Genomic DNA, 25,746 nt, shown 5'->3' on the forward strand with positions numbered 1-25,746 from the left:
TGTGAGTAGTTTTAAAAATAAGTCGCAAATAGGGCATTTATTAGAGATTAATTTAGCAATGTTATTAATAAGTACTTCTGGAGCTTTAGGAAGATATATAACATTAAATCCTATGGTAACTATAGGAGTAAGGGCATTATTAGCATGTTTGTTATTGTATCTATACTGTAGCTATAAAAAAATATCTTTTCATATACATAGAAAAGATAGATTGTTAATATTTACTAGTGGTGTTTTCCTTTGCATACATTGGGGTACTTATTTTTATGCTTTACAGCTTTCTAATGTAGCTATAGGTATGCTTTCTTTATTTACATACCCTGTTATAACTGCGTTTTTAGAACCATTTGTCTTTAAAAAAAAGTTCGAAAAAACTCACTTGTTGCTGGCTTTGTTGGTGCTATTTGGAGTATATTACTTGGCTCCAAATATTAATGTAGAAAGTAGTTATACTAAAGCAATAGGTTTAGGAATACTTTCTGCCTTTTTTTATGCATTACGTAATCTTATTTTAAAGAAAAAAGGAGGTAAATATAATGGTTCCAGTCTAATGTTTTATCAAGTAGCTATTACTGGGATAGTTTTATCTCCAACTTTGTTTTTTGTTGATATTTCACTTGTATTTGGACAATGGAAACCATTGCTAACTTTAGCATTGTTAACAACAGCTATAGGGCATACATTGTTTCTAAAAAGTTTTAAAAATTTTAGTATTACTAGTGCTAGTATTTTAGGAAGTATACAGCCCGTTTATGGAATTATCTTAGGAGTATTATTTTTAGATGAAATTCCGTCTTTTCGAACAGTAATAGGTGGTTTGCTAATATTAAGCTCTGTAGTTATAGAAAGTATTAGATCTTTTAAGAAAAAAACTTCCTAATTTTCTATAGTAGTTTTGTTGTTAGAAGAAGGGGAGTAATTAAGTTGGTTAATAAGGTTACTTCCAATATTTTCAAATTGATTGTTTTTGGCCATTTCGCGTACTTTAACAGGGTCAAAATTTCCATTGAAATATAAAAAAGAACCTGTTTGATTGTTGTTATTGTAAATTAAAATTTCTTTTACACTATTTTTCTTTTCACGAATAGAAACTACATTACGTTTTTGGTTATCATTTTTTCGATATACTTCAATAAAAGAATTACCTGTAATTCCGTTCATTTGTGTGTTTAAAAGACTTGTTTTTTCTGATGTCTCACTAGGAAATTGCATATATCTTAAATCTCTAGTATTACCAATTAAAGATTGCATTTCTGGAGATATATTACTTAATAAAGAAAGCATAAAATGAGGAACTCGAACTGCAGTAACATGGTTGTCATTTTTATGAGCATTATAAAAAGAGTCTATAGAGTTGTAGCTACTACAAGAGGAAATTATCAAAAAAATAAAAATTAATAGAACGTTCTTTAACATGGTATAGTGTTTTAATTAGAGTACTAAATGTACTAAAATTAACAAGAAGCGTTCCAAACTGGATCATTAGGAGGAGGTGCTAGTATAGTAATGGCTTCTTTTTTTACAGGATGAATAAAAGAGAGTTTTCTTGCGTGAAGGTGAATACTACCATCTTTATTACTACGGTTAAAACCGTATTTTAAATCTCCCTTAATAGGACAGCCAATAAAAGTTAATTGTGAGCGTATTTGGTGGTGTCTTCCTGTTTTTAAATCTATCTCTAGTAAATAAAAGTTGTCTAACTTTTTTAGTATCCTATAATCAAGAATGGCTTTTTTACTATCTGTAACTTCTTTTTTATTTGCATAAGATTTATTCTGCTTGGTATTTCTTTTTAGCCAGTGAGTTAAGGAGCCTTCTTCTTTCTCAGGTTTGTTTTTTACAATTGCCCAATATGTTTTTTTTGCTTCTTTCTCCGCAAATAATTTATTTAGCCTTGTTAGCGCTTTTGATGTTCTGGCAAATACTACAATGCCAGAGGTAGGCCTGTCTAGTCTATGTGCTACACCCAAATATACATTTCCAGGCTTGTTGTATTTTATTTTAATGTATTCTTTAACAACTTCACTTAAAGGTATGTCTCCTGTTTTGTCTCCTTGTACAATATCTCCTGGTCTTTTATTAATGGCAATAATATGATTGTCCTCGTATAGAACTTGTAAATTATTAGCGTTAGAAAGTATTTTTGTAGCCACTAAATTTCTATGTTTTTGTATCGAATGGAAATGAATATAATTAATAGAGCGCCTATGGTAACAGAAACATCGGCCATGTTAAAAATTCCTGTTTTAATGAAACTAAATTTTATTAGGAAAAAATCGGTAACAGAATTGTATAAAATACGATCTATAAGGTTTCCAATGCCTCCGCCAATAACAAAAGCAAATGCTATAGCTAAAACCGTATTTAAATGTGTTTTTAGTAAGGTTCTGTAAAGTAAAACTAATAAAACAAGAACAGGTATTCCTTGTAAAATAATGAGTTTAAAAATAGGGGGTAAGTTTTCTCCAAAACCCAACATAGCCCCTGTGTTCTCTACATTGGTAAGGATAAAATTATCTCCAAAAACTTGGATGTAGTCTTCAGGAATAACATTCTTACGAACTATGTTTTTTGAAATTTGGTCGCACCCAATGTTAAGTATAACTACAAGTATTATTAAAATTCTCTTTATTAATTTAGTGAATTGCATAAATTAATATTGTTCCTCATCATTAGGAAAATCTCTACTCTTTACATCATCTACATAGTTAGATATGGCTGTACTCATTTCTTCGTAAAGATTCATGTATCTACGTAAAAAGCGAGGGTTAAATTCGTGTGTCATCCCTAATAAATCATGAATAACTAATACTTGTCCGTCTGCATGTTTTCCGCCACCAATACCAATAGTAGGTATAGAGATACTTTCGGATACAACTTTCGTTAATTTTGCAGGTATTTTTTCTAGAACAATACCAAAACAACCTATTTTTTCTAGCATTTTAGCATCTTTCATTAACTGTACCGCCTCTTCTTCTTCTTTAGCTCGTACAGTATAGGTTCCAAACTTATATATAGATTGTGGTGTAAGTCCTAAGTGTCCCATGACAGGAATACCAGCATTTAGTATTTTTTTGATAGATTCTTTAATTTCTTCCCCTCCTTCTAATTTTACAGCGTGAGCACCGCTTTCTTTCATTATTCGTATAGCAGAATGCAACGCCTTTTTTGGATCACTCTGGTAGGTTCCAAAAGGTAAGTCTACAACCACAAGAGCCCTATCTATAGCTCTTATTACAGAAGATGCATGGTATATCATCTGGTCTAGAGTTATAGGTAAAGTTGTTTCATGACCAGCCATAACATTACTAGCAGAATCCCCTACTAATATTACATCTACATTTGCAGCATCTACAATTTTAGCCATAGAATAATCATAGGCGGTAAGCATTGATATTTTTTCGCCATTTTTTTTCATGTCCACTAAGGACTTTACGGTAACTCTTTTATATTCTTTTTTTGCTGTAGACATTCGTATTTTTTTAAGTGTGTTAAAAATAAGGAGATTTGTTCAATTCTATAGAATATAATGTTATTGAAATATTTCACTTAATTTTAATGATAACTATTTAACATAAAAGTTATGAAAAAAATAAGCTTTCTTCTGCTCTTTTTGTTCTTTCTTAATATGAATGCTCAAGATTTGGAAAAAGAAAAGGCAAAACAAACTGTTTTGGATTTTTTTGAAGCGTTCCATGCACAAGATTCTATTAAAATGAAAGGTTTAGTTACATTAGATGTTATTTTGCAAACAATTGGAAAAAATAGGGAAGGGAAAATAAGGATAAAAACAGAGAATTTTAAGGATTTAATTACTTCTATAATTAGTATTCCTGATAGTATACCTTTTAAAGAAAAACTACTTTCTTTTGAAATAAAAATAGATGGACCTATGGCACATGTTTGGGTGCCTTATGAATTTTGGTTCCAAAATAAGTTTCATCATTGCGGCGTAAATTCTTTTCAACTTTATAAAGAAGAGGAACACTGGAAAATTAATTATCTTATTGACACACGTAGAATTGAAGGTTGTAAAGACTAGAAAAATTAAATCTAAAATTAAAATAGGAATTAATTAAAAGGAGCTAAAATGGGGTATTTATTTGCTTAACAATCACTTAAGTATATCCCTACAGCTAAACCTCCCTCAGAAGTTTCTTTGTATTTAGAGCTCATATCTTTAGCAGTTTCCCACATAGTGTTAACTACTTTGTCTAAAGGTACTTTTGCGTTTTCTGGTTTAGAGCTAAGAGCAAGCTCTGCGGCATTAATAGCTTTTATTGCCCCCATGGAATTACGTTCTATACATGGTATTTGAACTAACCCACCAATTGGGTCGCAGGTTAATCCTAAATGGTGTTCCATGGCAATTTCTGCAGCCATAAGAACTTGCTCAGGAGTGCCTCCTAGTAGTTCTGTTAGCGCACCTGCTGCCATTGCAGAAGAAACACCAATTTCTGCTTGACAACCACCCATGGCTGCAGAAATAGTAGCACCTTTCTTAAAAATACTGCCTATTTCCCCGGCAACAAGTAAAAATTGCTTTATGTGCTTAAAATTTGCTTTGTGATTTTCAATTACCATATAATACATTAAAACAGCAGGAATAACGCCAGCACTACCATTAGTGGGAGCAGTAACTACCCTACCAAGAGAAGCGTTAACTTCGTTCACTGCTAAGGCAAAACAGCTAACCCATTTTAGAATTTGCCTAAATTTTACTTCCGTATTTCGTATTGTCTTTAACCATTCTTGTGGTGTTGTATATAGTAATTTTCCTTTTAGAGTATTATGTACATCATAGGCTCTGCGGGTTACATTAAGTCCGCCAGGTAGTTTTCCTTCGGTGTGGCATCCGGTATACATGCATTCTAACATAGTATTCCAAATACGATGTAGTTCTTTGTCTATATGTTCCTTTGTATGAAGAGATTTTTCATTTTCTAAGACAATTTCAGAAATACTTTTATTTTCATTTTTACAAAAGTTTAGTAATTCTACACCTGTAGTTATAGGGAAGGGAAATTGTTTAAATATTTCAATATTCTTTTTTGCTTTTTTTAGTTCCTCTTTAACAACAAAGCCTCCGCCAATAGAATAATAGGTTGCTTTAGTTTTTTTTCCAGAAGCTAAGTGTGCTTCAAAGGTCATACCGTTGGCATGAAAAGGTAAAAATTCTCTTTTAAAAATAATATTTGTTTCAGGAATAAAAGGGAGTGTTATTTCTCCATTAAACTCAATCTGTTTTTCTTCTTTTATTTTAGATACAATAGTTGTAATATTAGGAATGGGTATAAATTCTGGATCCTGTCCAGATAATCCAAGCATTAAAGCGTAATCTGTGGCATGCCCTTTTCCTGTTAAGGATAAAGAACCATAGATATACACTTTTATGGTAGATACTTGAGAAAAAACATTCGCTTCTTTTAATTCTTTAATCCATTTTTCGGCAGCACGCCAAGGACCAAGGGTATGGGAGCTAGATGGTCCAATTCCTATTTTAAGCATATCAAAAGTACTTATTGCCTCCATAGTTTATTTTGTTATAAATACAACTTAACTGGTAAATATACAGATTAATCTCACATTTTTTAGAAAAAAATTTATGGATTTTTTACTTATTTTTGGAATATATCCATATTTTTGTATCATGGAAATATTCTCTCATGGTAAAGTTAAAAAGTTAGAAAGGCAGCACATGCCCGAAGTATCTAAACAGACAGGCTTTCCTAGTCCAGCTACGCACTATATGGAGCCTAAGATAAGTTTAGAACAAGAATTAGTTACGAATAATGATGCTACTTTCTATGTACGTGTAGACAGTAATGCGTTAGAAGAGTTTAATATTTTAAAAAATGATGTTTTAATTATAGATCGTTCCTTATACCCCAAAAAAAATAGTTTAGTAATGGTAGTTATAGATGGAGAGTTTAAAGTTATTAGAATTGAATTAGAAGCTAAAGAAAAAGAAGTTACGCTTTGGGGTGTTATTACGTATGTAATACACGCTTGTAAATGATAGCATTGGTAGATTGTAATAGTTTTTATGCTTCGTGCGAGTTGGTTTTTAGACCAGACTTAATAGGCAGGCCAGTGGTTGTGTTAAGTAATAATGATGGTTGCGTTATTGCAGCAAATAAAGAAGCAAAGGCTTTAGCAGATATTCCAATGTTTCAGCCTGTTTTTAAAATAAAAAAAGAACTTATAGCAAATAAAGTAGTTTTCTTTTCATCAAATTATACGCTATATGGAGAAATGTCGCAACGAGTAGTTAATATATTAAAAACGTTTTCTTCTAAAGTAGAAGTTTATAGTATAGATGAATCTTTTATAGATTTAAGTACCGTTCCTCATGAAGAATTAGAAACTTTTGGCCATCAAATAAAAAATACCATATATAGGTTAACAGGTTTACCAGTAGGTGTAGGTATAGCAAAAACAAAAGTGTTGTCTAAGTTGGCTAATAAAATGTCAAAAAAAATACCAAATAAAAATCATGTTTGTGTTATAAATTCTGATGATGATAGGGTAGAAGCCTTAAAATGGAGCCCTGTTACAAGTATCTGGGGTATTGGTAAAAAACATAGTGAGCGTGTTATAGCTATAGGTGTTGCTACAGCTTATGATTTTACACAGTTACCTTTGGCGTGGGTGCGTAAAGAAATGACAGTTGTAGGAGAGTGTATTTGGAGAGAGTTAAGAGGGGAGTCTGTAATGGAGTTTATTACGGAGCCTAAAAAGAAAAAAGCAATAGGTACCGCAAAATCTTTTGGTAAAAAATTAGAGAGTTTAGATATAATAGAAGAAGCATGCTCTTATTATGTAGGGGAAGTTGCAGAAGTTTTACGAACCCAAAATTCTTGTGCGAGCGCTATACACGTTTTTTTAGTAACTAATTTTTTTAGCATGAGAGATAAGCAGTATTCCAACAGTATTACCGTGAAATTAGCAATGCCAACTAATGACACTTTTGTATTAGTAACCGAAGCCAAAAAAGCATTACATCTTATATACAAAGAAGGGTATAAGTATAAGAAAGTAGGGGTAAACCTTCTTGGTATTACTCCAGAAGAATATGTGCAAGGAAATCTATTTAAAATTCCAACAGAATCTAAAAAGGCATTAACAAAGGTGGTAGATGAGCTCAATGTTAAGTTTGGGAAACTAAAAGTGTCTTCGGCATTGGTAGGTACACGAGTAAAAGAGTGGGAACTTATAAAAGAAGAACGGAGTCCGCGTTACACAACACAATGGAAAGAAATACTTACATTAAAAGATAAATAACGAGTAAATTTAAAATAGTAGTAATACGTATAAAGCTGTCATGATTAATTTTTGGGAGTTAGGTAAATATAGTTGTAATGACAGTACTAATAGGTTCTTGCTGCTCATTGCTCATGCTTACTAGTGTAAAAATGACAACCTGTCAGTTTTTTTTGCTTGGCATATTGTTTGTCATTTACAAATCGATATAAAAAATTGCACTAATAATTTAAAACATATATAATGAGCAAAATTATAGGTATAGATTTAGGAACAACCAACTCTTGTGTTTCTGTAATGGAAGGTAATGAGCCTGTTGTAATCCCAAATGCCGAAGGAAAAAGAACAACACCATCTGTAATAGCTTTTGTAGAAGGTGGCGAAATTAAAGTAGGTGATCCTGCAAAAAGACAAGCAGTAACTAATCCGCACAACACTATATACTCTATAAAACGTTTTATGGGGAATAAGTTCTCGGAGTCTAGTAAAGAAGCTGGTAGAGTTCCTTATAAAGTGGTAAAAGGGGATAATGATACTCCAAGAGTAGATATTAACGGACGTTTGTATTCTCCTCAAGAACTTTCTGCTATGATTCTTCAGAAAATGAAGAAAACTGCAGAAGACTATTTAGGACAAGATGTGTCTAGAGCTGTAATTACAGTTCCAGCATATTTTAATGATGCGCAAAGACAAGCTACAAAAGAAGCTGGTGAAATTGCAGGCTTAACTGTAGAGCGTATTATTAACGAGCCAACCTCTGCTTCTTTAGCGTATGGTATGGATAAGAAAGATACAGACCAGAAAATAGTAGTTTTTGATTTTGGTGGTGGTACGCATGATGTTTCTATCCTAGAATTAGGAGACGGTGTTTTTGAAGTATTAGCTACAGATGGAGACACACACTTGGGTGGGGATGATGTTGATCAAAAAATTATTGACTGGTTAGCTGAGGAGTTTAAGGCTGATGAAAATATGGATTTACGTGAAGATGCTATGGCATTACAACGTTTACGTGAAGCTGCAGAGAAAGCGAAGATAGAATTATCTTCTTCTGCGCAAACAGAAATTAATTTACCATATGTTACAGCAACAGCTTCAGGTCCTAAGCACTTAGTACGTACGCTTACATTAGCTAAATTTAATCAGTTAATAGATGATTTAGTAAAAAGAACAATAGAACCTTGTGCGACAGCATTAAAAAATGCAGGATTATCTAAGAGCGATATTGATGAGATTATCTTAGTTGGTGGTTCTACAAGAATACCAGCAGTACAAGAAGCAGTAGAAAAGTTCTTTGGTAAAAAGCCTTCTAAAGGCGTTAACCCAGATGAGGTTGTTGCAGTAGGTGCAGCTATCCAAGGGGGTGTATTAACAGGAGATGTAAAAGATGTATTATTATTAGATGTTACACCGCTATCTCTTGGTATTGAGACTATGGGGAGCGTAATGACTAAATTAATAGAAGCTAACACTACTATTCCTACTAAAAAATCGCAAGTATTCTCAACTGCTGCAGATAATCAGCCTTCTGTAGAAATTCATGTTTTACAAGGAGAGCGCCCAATGGCAGGAGATAACAAGACAATAGGTCGTTTCCATTTAGATGGTATTCCACCGGCACAAAGAGGGACGCCACAAATTGAAGTTACTTTTGATATTGATGCAAATGGTATAATTAAAGTATCTGCAACAGATAAAGCAACGAATAAAACGCAGGATATTCGTATAGAAGCTTCTTCTGGATTAACAGAAGAGGAAATTGAGAAAATGAAAGCGGAAGCTGAGGCAAATGCTGAAGCGGATAAAGCTGCTAAGGAAACTGCCGATAAGCTAAATGAAGCAGACGGAATGATTTTCCAAACAGAAAAGCAATTATCTGAATTTGGAGACAAAATTTCTGATGCTAACAAGAAGCCAGTAGAAGAAGCTTTAGAAGAGCTTAAGAAAGCGTATGAATCTAAAGATTTAGCGGTTATTACACCAGCTTTAGAGAAAATAAATGAAGCTTGGAAAGGTGCCTCTGAAGAAATGTACAAAGCACAAGCAGAAGCACAGCAAGGAGGAGGGGCTGCTCCTGAAGGAGACGCCGCTGGAGCTGCAGGCGGAGAAGAAGGAGATAATGTAGAAGACGTAGACTTCGAAGAAGTTAAGTAGCCTGTGCTGAGCAAAGTCGAAGTATAGACTTCGAAGAAGTTAAGTAATTTAAAATTACTCTATAATTAAAAGAGGCTGTCTAAAAAGGCAGTCTCTTTTTTTATGATTATTTATTATCCTTCAAAATCAAAATCATCATCTCCACCTTCTCGATTTCCTCGCTCTCTTTGTTGTTGGTTTTGCTTTTGGTTAAACCTATATCTAAAAGAAAGCGTTATTTGTCTTTCACGTCTTTGAAACTCGCTATAAGTTTCTACATTTAATGTGGTAGCTTCTTTTCTTCTTTTACGAGTATTAAATAAATCACTAACATTTAAGGATAATGATGCTTTGTCTTTTATAACATCTTTACTAAAACCTAAGTTAGTGCTAAGCACGCCTTTGTATCTATTTTGTGTATTAGAATGTGGGCCTCTATAAAATAAATTGGTCTGAAAATCTATTTTTGCAGGTAAAGGAATTTTTGCACTTAAGCGTGTAAACCAAGCAAAATTATTAGAGTCAAAATTTTGAGTTATAGATTCGTTTAGAAAATTAATGTATGTATAATCTCCTTTACCAATTTGTTTAAACAAATTTACGTTCCAAGTTAGTCTCCAATTTCTTTTAGGGGTATAGGTAGTAGTTAGCTCCATTCCATACCTTGTGTCTGTAGCCAAATTTATTGGAGTGCTTACTTGTACTGGGACTAAAATAGGATTTGCGGTATCGTCTGGGTTTTCAATTTCTACAAAATCGCCTCTTTCTTGAGTAATAAACTGAAATACACCAGTGGAGCGGTTGTAATATGCTGAGGTACTGAAACTAATATTATCCCATCTTTTTAAATATCCTAAATCAAAAGCATTTGTATAAGTTGGGTCTAAATCTGGATTTCCTTGAAATAAATTTGTATTACTGGATCTAGAAGGAAAAGGATTTATATATCTAGAACGAGGCCTTCTTAGTCTTCTACTGTAGCTTAATGTAAATTGTTCTTTTTCAGAAAATTCGTACCCTAAAAATAAAGAAGGAAACCAGTCTACATATTTTTTGTTTGATATGTTGTTAGTGTTAACTAGTTCTATACCAATGTCTGAAGCTTCCATTCTTAGTCCGCCAAGGATATTAAACTTATTAATTTTTGTACCTAGTTGTATATATGCTGCATTTAAATACTCTTTGTAATTTAGTTCATTGCTAAAGTCGGGGTCATTATAAAATATGTTTTGTTCTAAAATTCCAAAATCAAAATCAGTATTAAAATTATTGAAGATACCGCGATATCCTAATTCTAATTGCGAACTATTATTTTTTCCAAAAGGTAAAACGTAATCTAATTGTACTAATTGATTTTTTTGAGATTCGTCATTAATAGTCTGTTCTGTATCTAATTGACTATTATCATTTAAAACCACTTCATTTATTATAGAATTTTCTATGTCAATACCACTAGAATACTGGTAGTCTATTTTTAATTCGTGGCCATCATTGTTAAATTTCTTTAGATAATTAACAGAGTACTGTACGTCTTCTTGTTTTTCTGCTTCATTTGTGTGCCTGTTTCTTTGTATAGTAGGGTTTCTATTGGCATCAAAATTAAAAAAATCAATAGCTACAGTATTATCTCCATTAGATTTTCTGTAGACTAAAGAATTTGTAATACTACTGGTAGAGTCTATAAATAATTCAAAACCAATATTTGTATTAAAACCATCTCTTTGCCTGTTGTAATCTCTTATTTCATCTTGAAAGGTAGCGGTATTGCCATCGGGGTCAAAGTTTTCTTGTTCAAAAAGAGCGTTACCAGGAGAATCTCTATAACGATAAGATGTATTGGTGAAAATGTTGAAATTTTTTCGTCTTAAGTTAAGGTTTACCGATGCGCCGTTATTTTTTGGATAGCCTGTATAAACACTAACAGAACCATTTAATCCTGTAGTTTTACTTTGTTTAAGAATTATATTTAAAATACCAGCTGTACCTTCGGCATCATATCTGGCAGAAGGGTTTGTAATAACTTCTACTTTTTCTATAGATTCTGCTGGGAGTTGTTGTAGAGCGTCAGAACTTAAACCAGATAGGGCAGAGGGTTTACCATTTATTAATATTCTTACACTTTCGTTTCCTCTTAGGCTAATTGCACCTTCTTCATCTACAGTTACAGATGGTACATTGTCTAAAACATCGGTAACAGAACCTCCTTTCACCGTTAAATCTGACCCTACATTATATACTTTTTTGTCTAATCTTAATTCTACGGTAGTTTTTTCTCCTACAACCTCTACGCCATCAAGTTGTTCTAAATCTGGAATAAGTTTTATTATTCCTAAATCTTTAGATGCTCTTAAAATTTGTGCTTTTTGTTCGTAAGATTTATAGGATAAGTATTCTATTTTTATATTGTAATTTCCTGGAAAGGTTTCTATGGAAAATTGTCCTTTTTCATTTGTTATGCCACCTGTAACGCGATCAGGTTTTCTAACATTTTGAAGAATTAAAGTTGCGTATTCTAATGGTAAATTATCGTCTTTGTCTAAAACGGTTCCTGTTATTGTAATTGGGGTACGTTTTTTGCCATTTGGTCTTTGAGCGTTAGAAGTGAAGATTGTAAAAATGGCAAGCAATAACAGGAGTGTTTTTTTCATATCAATCTTTTTTTCGTTTCTTTTTCTTTTTGTTTATTTTTTTTGTCTTGGCAATACCCTTTTTTTGCATTTCTACAAAAGCATCATATTTGTCTTGCGGTAAACCAGCTTTTAACTCTTCATCTTGGTTTTTTGTAATCTTTTCTAACCCCTCACGCATTTGTTCTGGACTTAATTCTAGTATTTGCATTTCTATACGTTGTTGCAAATATTTTTTTAGTACAGAACTTAAAACAGCAGTTTCAAATTCATTTAAATTTAATGCCTCCGTAATATTTGGCATTTCGTTATCTACAATTTGTGCAGCAGTTTTTGGTTCTTCCTTTTTGGGAGCAGATTCTGCTTGCGGAACGTTGTTTCGTTGTCTCCCATATCCGCCTCTATTTCCATATCCATATCCATAACCACCACCGCCATAGCCGTATTGAGCGTGTAATTCACTTCCTAGTAAAAAAAGAACTGTTAGTGCTAAAAAGCATTTTAAATTAATTTTCATGCTGTATGTTTTGTTAGATTAAAAAAGACTTAAGAGGTTTAATTGTGTTTAGTTAAAACTTTCTTGAAGTGTTTAATGGTTTCGTTAAAGTTGAATTCTCAATAAATGTACCATAATTTATTTTGGATGAAAAGAAAAGCTAATTATCTAGCAGTTTTGTAATGTTTTCTATAGGACGGCCAATAACTGCAGTATTGTTTTTTATTACAATTGGACGCTCTATTAACTTTGGATGTATAGCCATAGCTTTAATAATATCGTCATCAGATAAAGATTTTCCTTTATATAGTTTTTTCCAAACAGCTTCGTTTTTTCGTACTAATTCTAGAGGAGAAATTTCTAATTTTTCAATTATATATTTAAGCTCTTTTTCAGAAGGAACATCTTCTAAATATTTTTTAATTGTAAATTCTTTTCCAGAATTTTCTAAAACCTGTAGTCCTTGTCTAGATTTACTGCATCTAGGATTATGATATATTGTAATCATTTTTTTAATTTTCTTCTTCTTTTTGTCCCATCATCATTAAATAGGCTTTTAAAAACATATTTATGTCCCCATCCATTACAGCATCTACATTACCTGTCTCTTTTGTAGTGCGTACATCTTTTACTAACTTGTACGGGTGCATTACATAGTTTCTAATTTGCGAACCCCATTCTATTTTCATTTTAGAGGATTCTATCTCTTGTCTAGCTTCCATTTTTTTGCGCAATTCTATTTCATACAATTGCGATTTAAGCATTTTTAAAGCAGTAGCTCTATTGTCATGCTGGCTTCTAGAATCGGAACATGAAATTTGTATTCCGCTTGGTTTGTGTGTAAGTTGCACTTTGGTTTCTACCTTGTTTACATTTTGACCACCAGCACCACTAGAGCGTGCTGTAGTAATTTCTACATCCGCAGGATTTATGGCAATTTCAATACTATCATCAACTAATGGGTAAACATACACAGAAGCAAAAGAGGTGTGTCTTTTTGCATTACTATCAAAAGGGGAAATACGTACTAATCTATGTACACCGTTTTCTCCTTTTAGCCAACCAAAAGCAAATTCGCCACCAATCTCTAAAGTAACTGTTTTAATACCAGCAACATCCCCTTCTTGATAGTTTAGTTCTTTTACTTTATAGCCATTTTTTTCGCTCCACATCATATACATACGCATGAGCATAGCTGCCCAGTCACAACTTTCTGTACCGCCAGCACCAGCTGTAATTTGAAGTACAGCAGTAAGTTCATCGCCTTCTTCTGAAAGCATGTTTTTAAATTCTAAATTTTCAAGAGAATCTATAGTTTTTAGGTAATGTGTATGCACTTCCTCTTCTGTAACTTCTCCTTCTTTTAAAAATTCTACAAGAACTTCTAAATCGTTAACTAAAGTTTCTGAAGACAAATAATCATCTACCCATTTCTTTTTAGATTGAATGAACCTCATTTGTTCTTGAGCTTCCTGAGCATTATCCCAAAAATCTGGAGCTAAAGTTTTTTCCTGTTCATTTTCTATTTCAATAAGTTTCGCATCAACGTCAAAGATACCTCCTTAACGCACCAAGGCGATCTAAAAGACCTTTGTAGTGGTCTGTAGTAATTGTCATATTAAATAATTTTAAGCAAAAATAGCGCTCTTTTTGTTTTAATAGAAAAATTGTAGTGTTTTACTAATGGTTTAAATTCAATATTTGCTATTTTTTGTAGCATATTAGTAAATAAAGTAGATGTTATATATGAATATTAACCTAATAAGTGATATAGTTACCAAACCATCTCCAGAAATGTTGCAAGTAATGTTTTCTGCTAGTCTTGGTGATGATGTTTTTAAAGAGGGAGCTAACGTAAATCTACTAGAAGAAAAAACAGCTAAACTTTTTAATAAAGAAGCAGCATTATTTTTCCTAGCGAAACTATGGCAAACCAAACTGTTATAAAACTACATACGCAATCTGGTGAGCAACTAATTTGCCACGAATATTCTCATATATATAATTATGAAGGAGGAGGTGTAGGCTTTAATAGTGGAGTGTCTTGTAAAGAATACTACCAATAAAGGAGAAGGAGCTTGTTGGGATATAGAAGGATTAAAAAACATAAAAAAGGTGTGTACAGCTAATAAATTAGCTTACCATTTAGAAAGAGCAAGATTATGGAACGCTATAGTGGCAAAGAATGAAAAACCGGAAGAATACGGAGAAATTTTTGATACTATTAGCGTATGCTTAAGTAAAAGCATAGGGTGTTCTGTTGGTTCTGTATTAGTAGGGTAGTAAAGAGCAAAAGAAATAGGGGTGGTTTTACGTACATTACCTTTTATTAAAACGGTAGAACCTATAGAAACTAATATCGTAATTTTTGAAGTTAATGATGCTTATAAAACAAAAAAATAATTTTTAGAACAACTCTTAGTGCATGGCGTTTCTTTAATTGGAATGGGAGAAGGTAAATTAAAAATAATAACACATTTAGTATATACTTTAAAACAGCATGATTTATTTTTAAAAATATTAAAAACGTTATAACATTTTAAGGAATAGAAAGGATGCTTTCTTTAGTGTTGTTAATGCCATTTTCTAATCCGGCTTCAGAATCGTATAGTTTACTTGAACCTATAAGTTGTCCTTTTTTATTTTTAAGATTAAAAAGAAACTTACCGTCAAAATTAGTTTTTCTTTCAAAAACGAGTTCTTTCTCGTTTTTAGACTTTAAGTTGTTAACTGTCTTTGTAGCTTCTACCTTATCATTAAAGGTAATACTGTTAAGTAATATGCTGCCACTTTTTGCTTTTAAGTTAAAAGTGTATTTGTTGTTAACATCTTTTTTTATAGTAATCACCATTGTTAAATTTAGCCATTTAAAGTTATACTATTTTCTTCACTTTCAAAAAGGTATTGTGAGATTAAATGTTAACTTTTTCTAAATAAAAAATGTAGTTCATCGATGATTTTTATGATTTAATCGATTAAAATACTATTTTAGCCTATAGTTGTCGGTATTTTTTCTGTTAAAAGGTAACTTAGCGATAACTATAAGTTTTAACATTAATTAACACTATTACCATTATGAAAAAAATTTTATTTCTTTTTGCAGTTATGACTGCATCTGTGTCTATGGCACAAGATTTACCTGCAAATCCAGAACCTGGAAAGTGCTATGTTCGTTGTACAACACCAGACGTTTATGTAAATGAGACTGTTACATTAACAGTTAAACCAGCTTATAAAGTTTTAAAAACAGTACCTGCAACTTTTAAAACAGTTACTGAAAGAGTAGAAGTTAAAGCTGCTGGAAAAAAATTAACAGTAGTTCCTGAAAAATGGGGTACAGAAACAGTTTCTTATGTGTCTAAAGAAGGAGGTAATACTTTAAGAATTACACCAGCTACTTTTAGACCATCTTCAGAAACTATAGAAATTAAGCCGGCATACGCGCAATGGGAATTAGGGGCTTCTGCACCTGATTGTGCTTCTGGTAACCCAGATGATTGTAGATACTGGTGCTATAAAGGATATCCTGCAGAGTTTACAACTATAGATACGCAAGTTTTAGGAGCAGATGCTTCTGTATCTAAAACTCCTATTGGATCTAAAAATGCAAGTTATACTAAAAGAGTTCTTATTTCTCCTGCAAAAGTAGTAGAAGAAGTAATCCCTGCAGAATACAAGACAATTACCAAAACAGTTTTAGATAAAGATGCATATACAACAGAAGAAACAGTACCTGCTGTTACAAAAACTGTATCTAAAGAGGTTTTAAAACAGAAAGGTGGTTTAACTACATGGAAAGAAGTGGAATGTTCTTTAGTAGAATACCAAGCTTTACCAATAAGCTGGAACTTAGGAAGTGCAACTTTAACTCCTGCAGCAAAAAGTATTATAGATAACCGTTTAATGCCAGTTTTAGCACAAAACCCAGGTGTTAAAGTTGAGTTAGCTTCACATACAGATGTTAGAGGTTCTGCTGCTAATAACAAAGCCCTTTCTGAAAGAAGAGCTAAAGCAGTTGCAGATTACTTAATTACAAAAGGAGTTAACTCTAGTTTATTAGTAGCTAACGGTTACGGTGAAACTAAAACTAAGAACAGATGTAAAGAGGGTGTTTCTTGTACAGAAAGAGAGCACGCTGTTAATAGAAGAACTGAATTTAGATTGATTAACAACTAAATTCTAGTAACCAACCAAAAAAAAGAGCTTCCGAAAGGAAAGCTCTTTTTTTATTTTACATCTATTGTTAAAGATTATTTTTTAATAAATCTAAATGGTATTTTACTTCTCCATTCATGGCATAACCAGAGTACTCATCTAAAACAGCTCCTTTAGAATTTATGATTTTAAGTAAAGGAAAAACGCCTTTTTTATTAAGCTTAGGTAATAACTCTTTATTATGGCTATATTGTTCTTTAGAGAGTAAATCCTGATTTCTAGGCATATCTATATACAATAATATATAATTGTCTGCTAAACTTTTAAATTCAGAAGTTTCAAATAAATCACTTTTTAGCATTTTACATGGAGGGCACCAATCACTGCCAGTAAAATATATTAATACATTTTTGTCTTCCTTTTTAGATTTTTTTATAGCCTTATCATAATTAGTTAGCCATTTTGCATCTGCAGAATCCTCTATGGTAGATTGTGCGCATAGTAAGACAGGAAATAATAATAAAAATAAAAAACGCTTCATATTCTATCTTTTTTTTAAAGTTTAATACAAAAAACTTGCCATTTTATTTAAATAACGAATCCATTCCCGGAATATTGGGCATACCATCTTTCGCAACAGCAGCAAGTTCCGTTTCATTTACTTGAGTTGCTTTTGCTATTGCTGCATTTATAGTAAGTATAAGGTAGTCTTCTAATTGTTCTTTATCATGTAATAAATTATCGTCTATAGTTATCTCTTTAAGAACTCTGTTAGCAGTAATAGTAACATTTAAAAGATTGTCCGATGAACTTTCTTGAAGTGTAACTGTATCTAGCCTTTTTTTTGTGGCTTCTACTTTAGCTTGGGTTTCTTTTAATTTACCCATCATTCCCATCATATCTCCAAACATGTAATTTGTTTTTATTGTTAGTAACTCCAAAATTACTAAAATGATTGGATTTATAATTTTATTTAAGAAATGTATAAGAAATTAGATTTTTAAATAGTATTACTTTTGCATCTTTCTTTTTAAAATGAAATAGATACGTATGGCTAAAGTTAATATTCCAACAGTAAAAAAAATACCTAAAGAATTAATTAAACACAATGATGTTAGGATAGATAATTACTATTGGTTGAATGATAAAGAAGATAAAGAGGTTTTAAAATATTTAAAGGATGAAAATTCTTATTATGACTCTTTAACAGCACATACAAAAGATTTTCAAGAAGAACTCTTTTTGGAAATGAAAGGAAGAATAAAAGAAGATGATTCTTCTGTACCATACAAGAAAAACGGTTACTGGTACGTAACTAGGTATGAAAAAGGAAAAGAGTATCCTATATTTTCTAGACATAAAGAGACTTTAGATGCTGCAGAAGAAATTATGTTTAATGGCAATGAGATGGCTAAAGGACATGAGTATTTTAAAATTGGAGGAATATCTATAAGCCCAGATAATAGTTTAGCTGTTTTTGGAGTAGATACTGTTTCTAGAAGGCAGTATACGTTACAAGTTAAAAATCTTGTGACGGGAGAAATTTACGCAGACAAAATAGAAGATACCACAGGAGGAGCTGTATGGGCAAATGATAATAAAACCTTTTTCTATACTAAAAAGGACAGTGTTACATTACGCTCTGATAAGGTATACAAGCATATTTTTAATACAAATACAAAAGAAGATGTTTTAGTTTTTCATGAAAAGGACGATACTTTTGGGGCTGGTGTGTACAAGACAAAATCTAAAAAGTATATAGTAATAATCTCTTACAGTACATTAACTACCGAGATGCGGATCTTAAATGCAGATACTCCAGAAGGAGAGTTTGTAATTTTTTCACCTAGAGTTAGAGGTTTAGAATATTCAATTTCTCATTTTGAGAATTGTTTTTATGTGTTAACTAATAAAGATCAGGCAACCAATTTTAAACTTATGAAAGTTAGTGAAGAAAAAACTTCTCATGAGTATTGGCAAGAATTTATACCACATAGAAAAGAAGTGCTTTTAGAAGATGTAGATATATTTAAAGATTATTATGTTTTATCTGAAAGAGAAAACGGATTAAATGCTATTAAAATTATTAGATGGGATAACACAAATAGTTATTATTTACCTTTTAATGACGAAACGTATACCGCATACGTAGGTACAAATCCAGATTATGATACTTCTATTTTAAGATATGGGTATAATTCTATGACAACACCAAGTTCGGTTATAGATTTTAATATGGATACTAAGGAAGAAGTGGTGCAAAAGGAACAAGAGGTTTTAGGAGGTAAATTTTCTAAAGAAAATTATATTTCTAAAAGAATTTGGGCAACTGCAAGAGATGGGGTAAAAGTACCTATGTCTATTGTATATCATAAGGATACCATGATAAATAAAAACACTCCTGTTTTACAATATGCTTATGGTTCTTATGGGTCTACTATTGATCCTTATTTTTCAAGTATACGTTTAAGTTTATTGGATCGTGGATTTATATTCGCAATTGCGCATATAAGAGGTGGAGAATATTTGGGAAGACAATGGTATGAAGATGGTAAGCTCCTTAAAAAGAAAAATACATTCACAGATTTTATAGATTGTTCTAGATATTTAATAGAGAATAAATATACAAGTAAGAATCATTTATATGCAATGGGAGGTTCAGCAGGAGGTTTGTTAATGGGAGTTGTAATGAATATGGCTCCAGAATTATATAATGGTATAATTGCATCAGTACCATTTGTAGATGTAGTTACAACCATGTTAGACGATTCTATACCTTTAACAACTGGTGAGTATGATGAATGGGGTAACCCTAATGTTAAAGAGTATTACGATTATATGAAAGACTATTCTCCTTATGATAATATTGTAAAGCAAAAATATCCTAATATTTTAGTTACAACAGGTTTGCATGACTCGCAAGTACAATATTTTGAACCTGCTAAATGGGTGGCAAAGCTTAGAGAGTTAAAAACAGATGCTAATATTCTAATTTTTCAAATTAATATGGATGCTGGTCACGGAGGAGCTTCAGGAAGGTTTGAATCTTTAAAGGAAGTAGCCCAAGAATATGCATTTATCTTAGATTTAGAAGGTAAAACGCCAAAAAGTCAAAAAAAATAGTAATTTTGTACCTGAATTTTTGTCAATTAAATACTTTGACTAGTTCATGAACTTAGAAACCATTTTATGGAAAATAAGATAAATGCTTATAATAATATCCTAGAGTTAGTAGGAAATACCCCCCTTGTTAAGCTTAATAAAGTAGCTAAAGACTTTACAGGTAATTTTTACGCTAAAGTAGAAGCTTTTAATCCAGGACATTCTTCTAAAGACCGTATAGCTAATCATATAATTGAAGAAGCAGAACGTAAGGGTATATTAAAAAAAGGAAGTACAATAGTAGAAACAACCTCTGGTAATACAGGATTTAGTATTGCTATGGTTAGTATCATAAAAGGATACAAATGTATATTAGCAGTTAGTTCTAAATCTTCTCCAGATAAGATAGATATGCTAAGAGCAATGGGAGCAACAGTTTATGTTTGTCCTGCTCATGTAAGCGCAGACGACCCACGTTCTTATTACGAAGTTGCAAAAAAGATACATAAAGACACAAAGGATTCTATATATATAAATCAGTATTTTAATCAGTTAAATGCAGATGCGCACTACAAATCTACTGGTCCAGAAATTTGGAGTCAAACAAATGGAAATATTACCCATTTAGTAGTTTGTAGTGGAACTGGAGGTACAATTTCTGGAACGGGAAAATATATAAAAGAGCAAAACCCTAATGTAAAAGTTATTGGAGTAGATGCTTATGGTTCTGTTTTAAAAAGTTACCATGAAACAGGAAAGGTAGACCAAGAAGAAATTTACCCTTATAGAATAGAAGGATTAGGAAAAAACTTAATTCCTACTGCTACAGATTTTTCGGTAATAGATAAATTTATAAAAGTCACTGATGAAGAAAGTGCACATATGGCTAGAACTATAGCTAAAACAGATGGTTTATTTGTTGGCTATACTAGTGGAGCTGTTATGCAAGCTGTAAAACAGTTAAGTAAAGAAGGAGAGTTTACAAAAGATAGTAATGTTGTTGTAATTTTTCCTGATCATGGATCGCGTTATATGAGTAAGGTATATTGCGACCAGTGGATGGAAGCACAAGGCTTTTTAAACAAGCAAGAAGAAGAACAACCACAAGAAATACAATTTATTAAATAACAAGAAATTTTAAATTATAATAAAAGCAGCAACTTTTAGGTTGCTGTTTTTTGTTTTCTAATATTTTATGAAACCTTAGTAAAAATCTTTATTTTTGCAGATAGAACCAACTTAGTGCGATGAGAGACTTATTTGAGAGAATTATTGAGAATAAAGGGCCTTTAGGAAAATGGGCTTCACAGGCGGAAGGATATTTTGTTTTTCCAAAATTAGATGGCCCAATATCTAATAGAATGAAATTCCAAGGAAAAGACGTAATTACTTGGAGTATAAATGATTATTTAGGACTAGCAAATCTTCCTGAAATAAAAAAAGTAGATGGAGAAGCAGCTCTAGAGCATGGCGCAGCTTACCCTATGGGGGCAAGAATGATGAGTGGGCATACAGAGTTTCATGAACAGTTAGAAAATGAATTAGCAGCTTTTTCTCAAAAAGAAGCTTCCTATCTTTTAAATTTTGGTTACCAAGGTTTTATGTCTGTAATAGACGCTTTGGTTACTAAAGATGATATTATTGTTTATGATGTAGATTGCCATGCATGCATTATAGATGGGGTGCGTTTACACATGGGTAAGCGTTTTACTTTTGTGCACAATGACCCTGAGAGTTTAGAAAAAAACTTAGAGAGAGCAACAAAAATGGCGGAGCAAACTGGAGGAGGAATTCTAGTTATTTCTGAAGGTGTTTTTGGAATGCGCGGTGAGCAAGGAATATTAAAAGAAATTGTAGCTTTAAAGAAAAAGTTTAATTTCAGATTGTTAGTAGATGATGCTCATGGTTTTGGAACCTTAGGAAAAACAGGCGCAGGCGCAGGAGAAGAGCAAGGAGTACAGGGCCAAATAGATGTATACTTAGCAACTTTTGCAAAATCTATGGCTAGTATTGGAGCTTTTGTAGCTGCAGACCAGGAAATTATAAATTACTTGAAATATAATTTACGTTCGCAAATGTTTGCTAAATCATTGCCAATGGTATATGTAAAGGGAGCATTAAAACGTTTAGATATGTTGCGTACACAGCCAGAACTTAAAGCTAAGCTTTGGGAAAATGTTAATGCATTGCAATCTGGTTTAAAAGAAAAAGGTTTTGATATAGGAACTACTACAAGTTGTGTAACTCCAGTATATTTAAACGGTAGTATACCAGAAGCTATGGCTTTGGTGAAAGACTTAAGAGAAAATCATGGAATTTTCTGTTCTATAGTTGTCTATCCAGTAATTCCTAAAGGATTAATATTGTTACGTTTAATACCTACAGCTACACATACTTTACAAGATGTAGAAGAGACTTTAGTAGCTTTTTCTGCTATTAGAGAGCGCTTAGAGAATGGAACTTATAAAAGGCTTTCTGCGGCTGTTTCTGCAGCTATGGGAGAATAGTAATTTTTTTAAAGAATAAAAAAAACCTAAAGTATAGCTACTTTAGGTTTTTTGTGTTATAAGTCTTTCTTGTAAGTTCTTCTTCGTTTGTAAATTTCTGGTTTAAAATGTTTCCATATTTGTTTTATGGCAACATTGTCTTCTAATTCAGGGGTTCGTATACAATTAACAATTCCTTTTTCGCTAAAAGTTTTGTGGTATTGATTAAACATAACCGCAGTAACACCTTTGTTTTGATATTCGGGTAATACTCCAATTAAATAAAAAATAACATCTTTGCTATGCTTTTTTGCTTTTAATAAGTGATAAAAACCAAAAGGGAATAATTTGCCTTTTGCTTTTTGTAGCGCTTCGGAAAAAGAAGGCATAACTATGCCAAAAGCTATTAGTTTATCATCTTTATCTAAAATGAATTTAATATATTCAGGATTTATAAAACTTATATATTTTTTTTTGAAATATGCTTTTTGAATTTCAGTAATAGGAACAAATGATGATAATTGCGAATAGGTTTCGTTAAATAAATCAAACATTTTATCTGCCATAGGCATAACCTCTTCTGTTTTTGTAAAACTTAGAGGTTTAACCCCGTATCTAGCCTGTACTAACGAATCTACTTTTGTGAAAAACTTTGGGTCTGCATTAGAAAAAGGAAAACGATTTTCCATGTATTCTTTTTCTTTTACAAATCCTAAACGTTCATAATGCTCTTGGTAGTAGGCGTGGTTATACCAAGTTATCATGGTTCCCATTTCAGAAAACCCCTCAATTAAAACACCAACTTTGTCTAAATTAGAAAAGCCTACAGGCCCTTCCATATATTCTAGTTTATGCTCTTGGCCTATTTCTTTTACTTTATTTAAAAGTACTTCGGAGACTTCTGTATCATCCACAAAATCGAACCAACCAAAACGCATTTTTTTTATGCGTTGTTGTTTTATTTCTATCCAATTTACAATGGCGGCAATACGACCTACTATTGTATTGCCTCTATAAGCAAGGAAAAAACGAGCTTCTGCATCTTTAAAAGCTGGGTTTTTGTCTTTGTTAAAGCTGTCTAATTCGTCATTAATAATAGGAGGAACCCATTGTTTGCAATCTTTGTAAATGCTAAAAGGAAATTTTACAAATTTCTTTAAATCTCCTTTAGTTGTAGCTTCTTTTAAGATTATCATGACATTTTGTTAATATAGCATAAACGGTAAAAGTACAAATAACCAACAGTAATTACAGGTTTATTATACTAAGTTTTTTTAGATTTTTAAGACTGTAGAATTAGTCATAAAATAATCTTTTAACCGATCTAACTTTGGATTTAATTTTTCTGCTAGTATAATATACTGGCATTTTTTTATGCTTTCTGATGTTGTTGTTAAAGAAGTAATTTCTTTACGCTGTATTAAAAAATCTGCATCATCAACAAAAAATATTTTTAATTGTGATATACTAACACCATTTGTTAAAAATAATTTTTGAAGGTTTTTTGGTGTGCTAATGAGAATATCAATTCCCATATAAATTTCAGATTTTTGAATATCTATATGTAGTTCTTCATACCCCATATAAACTCTAAGGTCTGTATATTTTGTAAATTCTAAAAATTTAGAATGTAGTTCTTGAGCTTGTTTTTTATTTTCAATTATTACTATAGCTCTTGGAGCATCACCTTCAGCTTTACATTGTAATTTTTGTAAAGTGTTAATAATCATAGCTGTAGTTTTACCACTTTCTTTAGGAGCAATACCAAATATATTTGCGCCACTCTTTATTTTAGGAATTGCATTTTTTTGAAAAGCAGTTGCAGATTCTATTTCTAATCTTTCTAAAGCCTCTTTTAGAGAGGCATGGAGTTTTTTAAATGGCATTTACTTTGAGTTTAAAATAATTACCTATCTGTATAAAATGATAGAAGAACAAAGATAGTTGAAATGTACAACTACCTGCGTTCTTCTTATTAAATGAATTTAAAAAAAGATTGGTTTTATTCTTCTACATTAAAACTCAATAACACCATCATCTTTTTCTTTTTTCTTGTTTTTAGCTTTTTTCTTTTCTTCTTTTTTTAATTTTTTTAATTGCTTTTTTGAAGGACCTAAGTCAATATCTTCTGCTCCTGAGCCTTTGTTTTTTTCTTTTTTCTTCTTTTTCATGGAGTTCTTTTTAATAGGACCTCCATTTTGCCCAGCCTTTTGCTCATCTATAGAAACCTCAGGGTCTTTATGAAAATCAAATCTATAAGAAGCTCCTAAAGAAATAAAAACTCTAGAAGGTGTATTTTTAAAACTTGCGCCTAAATTAATATCTGCTTGCAATCTTTCGCTAAGAAGGTGTGCAACACCTCCTCTAAGAAGGTTATCTGCATAACGGTCACTTTTAATCCCTTGATTTTCTATAAAAACACTCCATTTAGGGTTTCTAAATGCATGTGATAAGGATACTAAATAACTCATTTCAGGGAAATCTGTGCTTATACGATCATATGCAAAATTAGTAATTAAGACAAACCTAGGAGTTAGTCTACTTTGTGTAGCAACCATAGCTCTATAGGATAAGTTTGGGTCTCCAACATAGAAAGGGTTGTCTCCAAATAAATAGTTTACACCAGCGTATACAGAAATAGCAGGCACTAGATTATCTAAGATAAATTTGTTATTAGCTTTCCAGCTATATAAATTAGGGTTGGCTCTTTTAGGATTTATAAAAGGATCAAAAACTAAAAATTTTAAACCTATACGGTTTCTAGAAAAGTTTGTATACGAATCTTCTGTACCATTATTAGCAAAAGTTATATCTTGATTTTGGAATATACCTTCCCAGTTTATTTCTAAACGTTCAAAAAGTAAGCCATAGCGTAATGAAAATTCTGTAGCCCAAATATTAGATTGTGTATTTAAAAGGCTGTGGTCTTGTTGTTCATAGAGTAAACCAGCTTCTAGCTGAACAACGTTTTTACCAACAGCAAAAGCACTTACAGATTGCCCTGGTCTATTGGAGTTTATAACATTAGTATACTGAGAAATACCGAAAAAAGGAATTACAAAAAGGAATGTTAATAACGTTATTTTTAGATTTTTTTGTTCAAAAGAACTTGCCATAGTTATGGTTTTAGTATTTTTTTAAGACTTTTGCTCAGTAAGTACAACGCTAGAATTGTATTTTTGATATAAATTTTTACAAATTAAATGGCATTTTTAAAGACAATTTTATTTATTCTTTTATTCTATTATTTATTTAAAATAGTAGCAAAATGGTTTGCGCCTAATATTTTAAGGTATGCGGCAAAAAAGACTGAAGCTCATTTTAAAGAGAAAATGAACGATTTTTCGCAACAAAACACTGTTAAAGAAGACCCTATAGGAGATGTTATAATTAATAAAAAAGCAACTAAAAAGAGGAGTAACGGTAAAAAAGTTGGAGAATATATAGATTTTGAAGAAGTAGAGTAACTATCTTTACAGTACTA

General features: G+C 31.7%; 25 protein-coding genes and 1 pseudogene. 11 read left to right on the forward strand and 15 right to left on the reverse strand.

Features of this window, described 5'->3' with window-relative positions:
* The first annotated feature begins 1 nt into the window (after position 1).
* Positions 2 to 880, forward strand: coding sequence for a DMT family transporter (locus Q0945_RS07200; protein WP_366136001.1), 879 nt, complete (start codon positions 2 to 4; stop codon positions 878 to 880).
* Here the strand turns inward: Q0945_RS07200 and Q0945_RS07205 are convergent.
* The 4 genes from Q0945_RS07205 to panB are packed head-to-tail and all read right to left on the reverse strand — an operon-like array spanning position 877 to position 3,472.
* Positions 877 to 1,416 (reverse strand): DUF4252 domain-containing protein, encoded by a 540-nt coding sequence (locus Q0945_RS07205; RefSeq protein WP_299432716.1) that lies wholly within the window; start codon positions 1,414 to 1,416, stop codon positions 877 to 879. The two genes, Q0945_RS07200 and Q0945_RS07205, sit on opposite strands and share 4 nt — an antisense overlap.
* A gap of 38 nt (positions 1,417 to 1,454) precedes the next feature.
* Positions 1,455 to 2,153, reverse strand: a complete 699-nt coding sequence (locus Q0945_RS07210) for an RluA family pseudouridine synthase (protein ID WP_299432719.1) — start codon at positions 2,151 to 2,153, stop codon at positions 1,455 to 1,457.
* Positions 2,153 to 2,650: a signal peptidase II gene (gene lspA / locus Q0945_RS07215; RefSeq protein WP_299432722.1), complete on the reverse strand. Its 498-nt coding sequence runs from the start codon at positions 2,648 to 2,650 to the stop codon at positions 2,153 to 2,155. The genes Q0945_RS07210 and lspA overlap by 1 nt, the downstream gene beginning before the upstream one ends.
* A 3-nt stretch (positions 2,651 to 2,653) precedes the next feature.
* Positions 2,654 to 3,472, reverse strand: a complete 819-nt coding sequence (gene panB / locus Q0945_RS07220) for a 3-methyl-2-oxobutanoate hydroxymethyltransferase (RefSeq protein ID WP_299432725.1) — start codon at positions 3,470 to 3,472, stop codon at positions 2,654 to 2,656.
* A gap of 111 nt (positions 3,473 to 3,583) precedes the next feature.
* Between panB and Q0945_RS07225 the strand changes: the two genes are divergently transcribed.
* On the forward strand, positions 3,584 to 4,042 hold the full coding sequence (locus Q0945_RS07225; protein ID WP_299432728.1) for a nuclear transport factor 2 family protein: 459 nt from the start codon (positions 3,584 to 3,586) through the stop codon (positions 4,040 to 4,042).
* Between the two features lie 65 nt (positions 4,043 to 4,107).
* Here the strand turns inward: Q0945_RS07225 and Q0945_RS07230 are convergent, their stop codons facing one another.
* The gene (locus tag Q0945_RS07230) at positions 4,108 to 5,532 is read right to left on the reverse strand and encodes an L-serine ammonia-lyase (protein WP_299432731.1); all 1,425 of its coding nucleotides are present in this window, start codon (positions 5,530 to 5,532) and stop codon (positions 4,108 to 4,110) included.
* A 73-nt stretch (positions 5,533 to 5,605) separates the two neighbouring features.
* Between Q0945_RS07230 and Q0945_RS07235 the strand changes: the two genes are divergently transcribed.
* The 3 genes from Q0945_RS07235 to dnaK all read left to right on the forward strand — a co-directional run bounded on the left by Q0945_RS07235 (position 5,606) and on the right by dnaK (position 9,417).
* Positions 5,606 to 6,019 (forward strand): S24 family peptidase, encoded by a 414-nt coding sequence (locus Q0945_RS07235; RefSeq protein WP_299432734.1) that lies wholly within the window; start codon positions 5,606 to 5,608, stop codon positions 6,017 to 6,019.
* Complete coding sequence (locus tag Q0945_RS07240; protein WP_299432737.1) at positions 6,016 to 7,284, forward strand: Y-family DNA polymerase; 1,269 nt, start codon at positions 6,016 to 6,018, stop codon at positions 7,282 to 7,284. The genes Q0945_RS07235 and Q0945_RS07240 overlap by 4 nt, the downstream gene beginning before the upstream one ends.
* A gap of 222 nt (positions 7,285 to 7,506) precedes the next feature.
* Entirely contained in the window at positions 7,507 to 9,417 is a 1,911-nt protein-coding gene (gene dnaK, locus Q0945_RS07245; RefSeq protein WP_299432740.1) for a molecular chaperone DnaK, read from the forward strand.
* Positions 9,418 to 9,530: 113 nt separating this feature from the next.
* Here the strand turns inward: dnaK and Q0945_RS07250 are convergent, their stop codons facing one another.
* The 4 genes from Q0945_RS07250 to prfB form a co-directional block, all read right to left on the reverse strand.
* Positions 9,531 to 12,044, reverse strand: coding sequence for a TonB-dependent receptor (locus Q0945_RS07250; protein WP_299432743.1), 2,514 nt, complete (start codon positions 12,042 to 12,044; stop codon positions 9,531 to 9,533).
* A gap of 1 nt (position 12,045) precedes the next feature.
* Positions 12,046 to 12,540 carry a hypothetical protein gene (locus Q0945_RS07255; protein ID WP_299432746.1) on the reverse strand — a complete coding sequence of 165 codons (495 nt, stop codon included), beginning with the start codon at positions 12,538 to 12,540 and terminating at the stop codon, positions 12,046 to 12,048.
* 139 nt (positions 12,541 to 12,679) lie between these two features.
* Complete coding sequence (gene arsC, locus Q0945_RS07260; protein ID WP_299432749.1) at positions 12,680 to 13,027, reverse strand: arsenate reductase (glutaredoxin); 348 nt, start codon at positions 13,025 to 13,027, stop codon at positions 12,680 to 12,682.
* Positions 13,028 to 13,031: 4 nt separating this feature from the next.
* Positions 13,032 to 14,136 (reverse strand): peptide chain release factor 2 gene (prfB, locus tag Q0945_RS07265; protein WP_299432752.1). Its coding sequence is split into 2 segments (ribosomal slippage): positions 13,032 to 14,069 and positions 14,071 to 14,136, totalling 1,104 coding nucleotides; the frame shifts between segments, so codons are not numbered across the junction.
* 129 nt (positions 14,137 to 14,265) lie between these two features.
* Here prfB and Q0945_RS07270 point away from each other — a divergent pair.
* A pseudogene (locus Q0945_RS07270) lies at positions 14,266 to 15,054 on the forward strand (beta-eliminating lyase-related protein).
* Between the two features lie 4 nt (positions 15,055 to 15,058).
* Here Q0945_RS07270 and Q0945_RS07275 read toward each other — a convergent pair.
* Positions 15,059 to 15,370 (reverse strand): YegP family protein, encoded by a 312-nt coding sequence (locus Q0945_RS07275; RefSeq protein WP_299432755.1) that lies wholly within the window; start codon positions 15,368 to 15,370, stop codon positions 15,059 to 15,061.
* 224 nt (positions 15,371 to 15,594) lie between these two features.
* Between Q0945_RS07275 and Q0945_RS07280 the strand changes: the two genes are divergently transcribed.
* On the forward strand, positions 15,595 to 16,695 hold the full coding sequence (locus Q0945_RS07280) for an OmpA family protein (RefSeq protein WP_299432758.1): 1,101 nt from the start codon (positions 15,595 to 15,597) through the stop codon (positions 16,693 to 16,695).
* 67 nt (positions 16,696 to 16,762) lie between these two features.
* On the opposite strand, the gene Q0945_RS07285 is transcribed toward Q0945_RS07280, so the two are convergent.
* Both Q0945_RS07285 and Q0945_RS07290 read right to left on the reverse strand, forming a co-directional pair.
* Positions 16,763 to 17,215 (reverse strand): thioredoxin family protein, encoded by a 453-nt coding sequence (locus Q0945_RS07285; protein ID WP_299432762.1) that lies wholly within the window; start codon positions 17,213 to 17,215, stop codon positions 16,763 to 16,765.
* A 43-nt stretch (positions 17,216 to 17,258) separates the two neighbouring features.
* A complete protein-coding gene (locus tag Q0945_RS07290; RefSeq protein ID WP_299432765.1) occupies positions 17,259 to 17,585 on the reverse strand; it encodes a YbaB/EbfC family nucleoid-associated protein in 327 nt (108 codons plus the stop codon).
* 139 nt (positions 17,586 to 17,724) lie between these two features.
* On the opposite strand from Q0945_RS07290, the gene Q0945_RS07295 reads away from it, so the two are divergent.
* The 3 genes from Q0945_RS07295 to Q0945_RS07305 all read left to right on the forward strand — a co-directional run bounded on the left by Q0945_RS07295 (position 17,725) and on the right by Q0945_RS07305 (position 22,283).
* Positions 17,725 to 19,797: a S9 family peptidase gene (locus tag Q0945_RS07295; RefSeq protein WP_299432768.1), complete on the forward strand. Its 2,073-nt coding sequence runs from the start codon at positions 17,725 to 17,727 to the stop codon at positions 19,795 to 19,797.
* Positions 19,798 to 19,863: 66 nt separating this feature from the next.
* Positions 19,864 to 20,904, forward strand: a complete 1,041-nt coding sequence (locus Q0945_RS07300; protein ID WP_299432771.1) for a cysteine synthase family protein — start codon at positions 19,864 to 19,866, stop codon at positions 20,902 to 20,904.
* Between the two features lie 119 nt (positions 20,905 to 21,023).
* Positions 21,024 to 22,283, forward strand: a complete 1,260-nt coding sequence (locus tag Q0945_RS07305; RefSeq protein WP_299432774.1) for an aminotransferase class I/II-fold pyridoxal phosphate-dependent enzyme — start codon at positions 21,024 to 21,026, stop codon at positions 22,281 to 22,283.
* Between the two features lie 56 nt (positions 22,284 to 22,339).
* Here the strand turns inward: Q0945_RS07305 and Q0945_RS07310 are convergent, their stop codons facing one another.
* From Q0945_RS07310 to Q0945_RS07320, 3 genes are all read right to left on the reverse strand, one after another.
* Complete coding sequence (locus Q0945_RS07310) at positions 22,340 to 23,458, reverse strand: GTP cyclohydrolase (RefSeq protein ID WP_299432777.1); 1,119 nt, start codon at positions 23,456 to 23,458, stop codon at positions 22,340 to 22,342.
* A gap of 78 nt (positions 23,459 to 23,536) precedes the next feature.
* Complete coding sequence (locus Q0945_RS07315; RefSeq protein WP_299432780.1) at positions 23,537 to 24,148, reverse strand: DEAD/DEAH box helicase; 612 nt, start codon at positions 24,146 to 24,148, stop codon at positions 23,537 to 23,539.
* A gap of 129 nt (positions 24,149 to 24,277) precedes the next feature.
* Positions 24,278 to 25,378: a transporter gene (locus tag Q0945_RS07320; RefSeq protein WP_299432783.1), complete on the reverse strand. Its 1,101-nt coding sequence runs from the start codon at positions 25,376 to 25,378 to the stop codon at positions 24,278 to 24,280.
* Between the two features lie 87 nt (positions 25,379 to 25,465).
* Between Q0945_RS07320 and Q0945_RS07325 the strand changes: the two genes are divergently transcribed.
* A complete protein-coding gene (locus Q0945_RS07325; RefSeq protein WP_299432786.1) occupies positions 25,466 to 25,729 on the forward strand; it encodes a DUF4834 family protein in 264 nt (87 codons plus the stop codon).
* Positions 25,730 to 25,746 lie beyond the last annotated feature (17 nt).

Source organism: uncultured Maribacter sp., assembly GCF_947500405.1.
Taxonomy (GTDB): domain Bacteria; phylum Bacteroidota; class Bacteroidia; order Flavobacteriales; family Flavobacteriaceae; genus Maribacter_B.